This is a genomic window from Stenotrophomonas terrae (assembly GCF_001431465.1).
Taxonomy (GTDB): Bacteria; Pseudomonadota; Gammaproteobacteria; order Xanthomonadales; family Xanthomonadaceae; genus Stenotrophomonas; species Stenotrophomonas terrae.
Genome location: NZ_LDJJ01000045.1, coordinates 1 through 6,808 on the forward strand (window position 1 = coordinate 1; position 6,808 = coordinate 6,808).

9 protein-coding genes are annotated in these 6,808 nt (G+C 63.6%); 1 reads left to right on the forward strand and 8 read right to left on the reverse strand.

The window, feature by feature from the left end; translation table 11 throughout:
• A partial coding sequence (locus ABB27_RS13325; RefSeq protein ID WP_152984577.1) for a putative sulfate exporter family transporter occupies positions 1-187 on the forward strand: 187 nt, incomplete at its 5' end.
• A gap of 60 nt (positions 188-247) precedes the next feature.
• Here the strand turns inward: ABB27_RS13325 and ABB27_RS13330 are convergent.
• The 8 genes from ABB27_RS13330 to ABB27_RS13365 all read right to left on the reverse strand — a co-directional run bounded on the left by ABB27_RS13330 (position 248) and on the right by ABB27_RS13365 (position 6,714).
• Positions 248-544, reverse strand: coding sequence for a hypothetical protein (locus ABB27_RS13330; RefSeq protein ID WP_057629286.1), 297 nt, complete (start codon positions 542-544; stop codon positions 248-250).
• A 22-nt stretch (positions 545-566) separates the two neighbouring features.
• On the reverse strand, positions 567-1,094 hold the full coding sequence (locus ABB27_RS13335) for a hypothetical protein (protein WP_152984578.1): 528 nt from the start codon (positions 1,092-1,094) through the stop codon (positions 567-569).
• 45 nt (positions 1,095-1,139) lie between these two features.
• On the reverse strand, positions 1,140-1,607 hold the full coding sequence (locus ABB27_RS13340) for an iron chaperone (RefSeq protein WP_057629288.1): 468 nt from the start codon (positions 1,605-1,607) through the stop codon (positions 1,140-1,142).
• Between the two features lie 77 nt (positions 1,608-1,684).
• Positions 1,685-2,266: a TMEM175 family protein gene (locus ABB27_RS13345; protein ID WP_057629289.1), complete on the reverse strand. Its 582-nt coding sequence runs from the start codon at positions 2,264-2,266 to the stop codon at positions 1,685-1,687.
• A gap of 133 nt (positions 2,267-2,399) precedes the next feature.
• Positions 2,400-3,404 carry an NAD(P)H-quinone oxidoreductase gene (locus ABB27_RS13350; RefSeq protein ID WP_057629290.1) on the reverse strand — a complete coding sequence of 335 codons (1,005 nt, stop codon included), beginning with the start codon at positions 3,402-3,404 and terminating at the stop codon, positions 2,400-2,402.
• A 255-nt stretch (positions 3,405-3,659) separates the two neighbouring features.
• Positions 3,660-4,055: a nuclear transport factor 2 family protein gene (locus ABB27_RS13355; protein ID WP_057629291.1), complete on the reverse strand. Its 396-nt coding sequence runs from the start codon at positions 4,053-4,055 to the stop codon at positions 3,660-3,662.
• A gap of 102 nt (positions 4,056-4,157) precedes the next feature.
• The gene (locus ABB27_RS13360) at positions 4,158-4,619 is read right to left on the reverse strand and encodes a GNAT family N-acetyltransferase (protein WP_057629292.1); all 462 of its coding nucleotides are present in this window, start codon (positions 4,617-4,619) and stop codon (positions 4,158-4,160) included.
• Positions 4,620-4,911: 292 nt separating this feature from the next.
• Positions 4,912-6,714 carry a DUF885 domain-containing protein gene (locus ABB27_RS13365; RefSeq protein WP_057629293.1) on the reverse strand — a complete coding sequence of 601 codons (1,803 nt, stop codon included), beginning with the start codon at positions 6,712-6,714 and terminating at the stop codon, positions 4,912-4,914.
• Positions 6,715-6,808 lie beyond the last annotated feature (94 nt).

Sequence of the window (6,808 nt, forward strand, 5' to 3'; positions counted from 1 at the left end):
GGTCAAGGTGCTGGTGGACCTGGATACCGTGCTGCTGGCGATGGCGATGGCGGCGCTGGGCCTGACCACCCACGCTTCCGCCCTGCGTCAGGCCGGTGCCAAGCCGATGCTGCTGGCCCTGCTGTTGTTCGCCTGGCTGTTGGGTGGCGGCATGCTGATCAATCTGGGCGTGCGGGCGGTGTTGTAAAGGCGCTGTGTTGAAGCGTTATCGGGAAGGCCTCTGCCGAGCATGGCTCGGCACTACGCTTTACACTGTGCCAATGCGTGCCAGCAGGAGGCCGGCCAGCACCACTGCGATGGCGGCGACGGCCGCCAGCGCTAGCAGCCAGCCACGCCTGCGCTGGCGTTGGGTCACACTGAGTGCGGCGTTGAACATTGCTACACGCTGTTGTTCGCTGGCCGCGATGATGGCTTTGGCTTTGGCCGAGCCTTCGTCGGCGCCCAGCCGACCAGCCTTGATGTCGTCGGCGATGACTTCCAGTTGCTGCATCACTTCGAACTGCAGCTTCTGCAGGTCCAGTGTGGGGTCGGGAGAGGTGGACACGCCGGCTTCCTTGGGTGCGGGTTCAATCTGTGGGGGACTGTAGCGCCTGCTGCATCACCCGCGAAAGGATGCGCGGGTCGTCGGCGGCCAGGTGCTGGCCCAGCCGCACCAGGCCGATGCCGAAGCCCATCATCACCAGGCCCGGCAGCAGTGCGGGTATGTGCATCAGGCTGATCGCGCCAAGCTGCAGGGCCGTCACCACGCTCCACAGCAGGCAGAAACCTATCCAGAACGCCATGAAGAGCACGACCAGGACGGGCGGAGCGAAACGCCCGCGCAGCACGCTGCCCTGCGCGCTACCCTGCGCGCTACCCTGCGCGCTACCCTGCAGCTGGCCGCGAAAATGCGGCTTGAAGGAGTTGCGCAGGAAGCTGCGGTGGTACAGGTGCACGCGGCCTGCGCGCACGCTGCCAACCACGGTGCCGTTGGCGGTCAAATTGCCGCGTGCAGTGGCCGCGCGCAAGGCTTGCGCCGCCTGATCGGGCGGCAACGGGCTGGAGAGTTGCAGGGGCGTGCGGGGGAAGAGCCAGTTCCAGAAGCGCATATGCATGATTGGCATCGGGCAGCCAACGATAGCGGTTGAAGCTTCCCCTGCCTATTGCAGGCTGCTTCCGCGTGCCCGCATCGCCTTCTTCACCAGCGCAGTGATCTTCTTCTCGACCTCGGGCGTGAGTTCGGCCAGTGCGTAAGCCGTGGCCCACATCGGGCCGTCATCAAGCATCGCGGTGTCGTTGAAACCGAGGGTGGAATAGCGCGAGCCGAATTTGCTTGCCCCCTGGAAGAACACCAGCACCTTGCCGTCACGCGCATAGGCGGGCATGCCGTACCAGGTCTTGGGCAGCAGCGATGGTGCGGTGGCGGTCACGATGGAGTGCAGGCGCCGCGCCATCTGCTGCTCGGCGGCCGGCATTTCGGCAATCTTGGCCAACAGCTCGGCCTCGCCATCGGCCTTCAGCTTGCCGGTCTTGGCCTCGGCCTTGAGCTCGCGCGCACGCTCTTTCATCGCCGCCTGTTCTGCGGCGGTGAAGCCACTGGATTTGGCCTTGGACTTGGATTCGGGCATGGCAGGGGCTCGGGCGGGCGAAGGTCGCTTTATACCGTGCAGTGAGCGGATGTGTGTGAAATGCAGACCGTTGCCGATCAGTCACCCCGGCCGAGTTCGCGTTCGATGCGCCGGTCCGGAATCAGCCACAGCAAGGCGGTGATGGCATACAGCGCCTGCCCCAGATGCACCTCGACAAAGCTCAGCGCGATGCCGCTGATATACAGCAGGGGCGACAACTTGCCCTTCCAGTCGCCGCCCAGCGCATGTTGCAGGCGGGAGTTCTCGCCATCGGCGGCGACAATGCGCCGCTGCAGGATCCAGTAGGCAATCGCCGCCCCCAGCAGGATGCAGCCGTACAAGGCAGTGGGCAGCGGCTGGGTGTTGTAGTCGTCCATCCAGTGCGTGGCGAAGGGCAGCAGCGACAACCAGAACAGCAGGTGCAGGTTGGCCCACAATACGCTGCCGGTGACCTTCTGGCAGACCTGCAGCAGGTGGTGGTGGTTGTTCCAATAGATGCCGACGTAGACGAAGCTCAGGATATAGCTGAGCAGGGTAGTCAGCAGCGGCCGCAACGCGTCGAACGAAGCGCCCTCCGGCGGGCGCATCTCCAGCACCATGATGGTGATGATGATGGCCAGTACACCGTCACTGAATGCCTCAAGCCGCCCCTTGCCCATCGTCCGCTCCTGGCGGCTTGCCGCCGTTGTCTGCGGCGAAACCTAGCACGCCGTACTGTGCTGACGATGTGTTTGTGCTGCGGGCAGGGCAGGGCAGGGGCGGTGCGGTGCGGTACCGCCGCCGCTCCGGCTTTCAGTGCGCCACCTGCAGGACGATCTTGCCGATATGCGCGCCGCGTTCCATCCACGCATGTGCCTGTGCGGCTTCGGCAAGCGGGAATACCTTGTCAATCAGCGGCGGGCGGATCTTGCCCGACTCGATCAGCGGCCATACCTGCTGGCGCAGTTGTTGGGCGATGACGGCTTTCTCGCCGATGCTGCGCGGGCGCAAGGTTGAGCCGGTCACCGAGGCGCGCTTCTGCATCAGTGTAAGCAAGGGAAGCATGACTTCCGAGCCCTGCTGCAGACCGATCTGGATGATGCGCCCGCGCATGTTCAGCAGCTCGAGATTCCTGGCGAAGTACGACCCGCCAATGATGTCCAGCACTACATCCACTCCCTTGCCATCCTGCAGGCTGCGCACCTGCTGGACGAAATCCTGGGTGCGGTAGTTGATGGCATGGTTTGCACCCAGGCGCAGGCAGGCCTGGCATTTTTCGTCGCTGCCGGCGGTGACGATGACGCGCGCGCCGAATGCATGGGCAATGGCGATGGCGGTGGTGCCGATGCCGCTGCTACCGCCATGGATGAGGATGCTTTCATCCGCGCCCAGGTTGCCGGGCATGAACAGGTTCGACCAGACGGTGAAGAAAGCCTCCGGCAAGGCACTGGCTTCCAGCATCGACAGCCGGGCAGGAATGGGCAGGCATTGAGTCGCAGGCGCGGTCGCATATTCCGCATAGCCGCCGCCGGCCAACAAGGCGCAGACCTGCTCGCCCACGCGCGGCGACTGCACGCCGGCCGCAGCCTTGACCACGGTGCCGGCTATTTCCAGTCCCAGCGTTTCCGACGCGCCCGGTGGTTGTGGATACAGACCGCGCCGTTGCAGCAGGTCAGGGCGGTTGATGCCTGCGGCAGCGACGCGGATCAGTACTTCGCCACTGCGCGGTCTGGGCGTTGGCCCGCTTGCAATCCTTAGATTGTCGGCATCGCCTGTTGCCGACAGCTGTATCAACTGCATCTTGCCGGGGATCTTCATCGGGCTTGCGACAGCATGAGGGTCGAAGGCTTCGACAATAACGTTCGCCTCTGTTCGCAGGCACGAACGGGCATATGAATTTATCTGCTGAGCGCGGGCATGTGCGGTCTGGATTGCAGTGGAGCCGCCGACGCATCGCCGGGCAATCGTTGGCCGCAAGATGAAGCGGTACCGGGTGCCTTCAGTGCAAGCGTCGTTGGCATCAGGGCGCTGCGCATGATGTGTGCCGGAAGTGCGCACATCGGTGTGCTCTGATCACTGCATGGGCCGGGCGACGTAGACCTCGTGCCAGAGGCAGACCTTGCCGTCATTGTCGAAACGCATCAGCAGCATGGCCTGGAATGTCTCGTGTTTCCCATTGCCGCGGCTGATGTGGGCCAGCATCGCGAAGACCACACTGTCTTCGTCGGCCAGTGCATGGATGACCTCGTAGTCGATGCCGTGCATGTCTTTCTTCATTCCATTGAGAAATTCCAGATAGGTGCTGCGGGTCGCTTCATAGTGCCGGCCATTGGGCTCGACCACGAAATGTTCGGCAAAGCACTCCCCAACAAGCGCCTCGTCCAGTACCGATGTGGAGTTGAGGTGCCTGCGGTTCCAATCGAGCACGGCGTGGCCGCGTTCGAGGTTGCGTTCACGTGTGCTGTTCATGCCATGGATAATCCGGAGTTGAGACAAGTACACAGCTGATGCGGGGCTCCGGGCGCTTTACGCTGGCGGGCTGCCAGTCGGCACGGCCTGTGGGTTGCACGGTCATTGCCGTAGGTCCTGCGGCAGCTTGCCGGGAAGGTGGTGTGGACCTTCCGTATTCTTCAACGCCATGCCAACGGTGGCCGGCGCAGTCAGCGCGAAACCGAATTGCTGGTACAGGCGATAGGCCTCACCGTCGGCCAACAGGCTGACGTAGCCCGACGGCGGAACCGCAAGCTGCAGATAGGCCTGGATTTCGCGCATGATCTTCTTGCCTAGTCCCCGCCCCTGATGTGCTGGCGTGACGGCAATGTCCACCACCTGATAGAACGTGCCGCCATCGCCAATCACCCGGCCCATTGCCACGACTTCACTGTCATGGATGATCTGCACGGCGAAGAGCGTATTGGGCAGTCCGCGGCTGGCGGCCTCCAATGTCTTCGGGCTCAGTCCGGCCGCTTGCCGCAGGTTGCGGTAGACCTGGACCGTGGGAGTTGCATGGAGGATGGCGTAGTCGATAGTCATGGTTGCACCGGGTTGTTCAATTTGTACAAATTGGGGTGCAGCACAGCAATCGGAACATCGTGCGCGGCACGGAACAGGCTTGTTCGATCATGCCCGAAAGCATCGATCACCGACGCTCATGCGCGGGCACGCTTGAACACAGCTGAACACCGGGGCCATCTTGTGGTGCAAACAGTGTTGTTGGCAATGTCGCGCCGCATGGATTTATGCGGGAGCGCATGCGCGGTCAAGAATATTTGTAACGAAAAGCCCGGGATATTCCCGGGCTCTTCGTTCAAACAATCGCCGTTGCTTACTCGATCGGCTGTTCCAGCATCAGCTGGCGGGCGAAGCGTACCGGCGGCGCGCCGTAGGACAGGATCTGGTCGTGGTAGGCCTTCAGGTTGAAGTTGGCACCCTGCTTGTCCTGCACCGCCTTGCGGGTGTCGAAGTGTTCCTGCGCACCGACGAAGTAGGTCGGCAGCTGGGCCGAGGTGAGCTGCGCGCGCACCCACTTGCCCGAGGCTTCGCTTTCCTGCTGGAAGGCATCGTGGGTCATCAGCTGCATGGCCTGCTCGCGGCTCCAGTTGTCCACGTGCACACCCTGGTCGAGGATGGCATTGGCAATGGTGCGCAGGTAGAACTTCAGCTGCACCAGGTGGAACAGCGGGTCGTTATCCAGGTAGCCCTGTTCCTGCATCATGCGCTCGGTGTAGACCGCCCAGCCTTCGGCAAACAGACCAGAGCGCAATACGGCGCGCAGCGTGGACGGGAACTTGCCCGAGTGCCAGCCTTCCAGGTAGTGGCCCGGGGTGCCCTCGTGGATGGACAGCAGGTGGATCATGCGGCTGTTGTATTCGCGCAGGAAGGAATCCACCTGCTTGTCGTTCCAGTCGTCCGGAATCGGCGAGACCGCGTAGAAGGTCTTCAGGTTCTTGTCCAACGGGCCCGGCGAGTCGCAATAGGCCACAGCCACGCCACGCTGGAATTCCGGCATCAGGATGATGTCGACCGGCGCATCGGGCAGGGTCATCAGGTCGTGCTTGCGCACGAACTCGGTGGACTGGTCCAGCGCCGCCTTGGCGTCGTCAACCACCTTGTCGCGGGCCGGCTTGTCGGCATAGGCCAGTTCCAGCGCGGCTTCGATGGCCTTCTGCTGTTGGTCATCGGTCGGGTTGGCCGGCATTTCCGGCGCGCCCGGCTTGTCCTTCAACACCACCTGGGCGATGCCGTACATGTCCTTGCGCACGCGGCTCAGTTCGGCGCGGGCGCGCTCGCCAATCTCGGCACGCGACAGCGAGGAGTTGAGCGAGAACTTGAGCTTCTGGTCGTACTTTTCGGCGCCAATGCGGAACTCGCCCTTGGCGTTGGGTACCAGGGTCTTGTCCAGCCAGGTCTGCTGTTCTTCCACTGCCTTGGTGAGGTTGGCGATGGCGGTCTTCAGGCGTTCCTGGTCAGCGGCTTCCAGTTGGCCGATGTTGGGCACGATGAAGGTTTCAACCAGGCTGAGGATGCCGCGGTTCTGCTTGGCCACGGTCTCGGCATGGATCTTCGGCACGCGTGCCGGGTCGAGGTTGGCGCGGGCCGCGGCGAAGATCTGCGGGATCTGCTCGATGCGTGCGGTGGCCGACTTCAGGCGCTCGGGCAGCGGTGCGAACTCGCGCGCCATCAGGCCGTAGATGGCACTGCCGGCCAGGCCGTTGTAGACCTGCGGGTCCCACTTCCACGACTGCATGGTTTCGTTGGACCAGATGTCCGACTGCAGCTGGTTGCGCAGGATGGCGGCGTCCACCTGGTTCTCGCGGCCGAGCTTGCTGACGTCGAGCTTGTCCAGTTCGGCGAGCAGGGCCTTGCTGGCCTCCAGGCTCTTCTGCTGGCCGGCGGCGCTGAGGTCATCGAGCTGGCTGTCGTAGCGGTGGTCGCCGATCTGGGTGGCGCTGACCGGGGACAGCTGCATCCAGGTGTCCAGTGCCTTCTTCGACAGCTCGGCGAACTGGGCGTCGGCCTGGCCTTGGCCAGCCTGCTCGGCGGAAGTGGACGGAGCGGTCGGGGCCTCGCCGCTCTGGCAGCCGGCGAGGCTGGCGAGCAGGGCGGCGGCGAGCAGGTGCTTGCGCATCGGTGATCCTGTTACTGAGGGAATCGACGAGCATAGGCGGAGCGGGGCGGTGCCGCACATGCCGTTGGTTGGTGGCAGCTTGCCGACCCGGGCG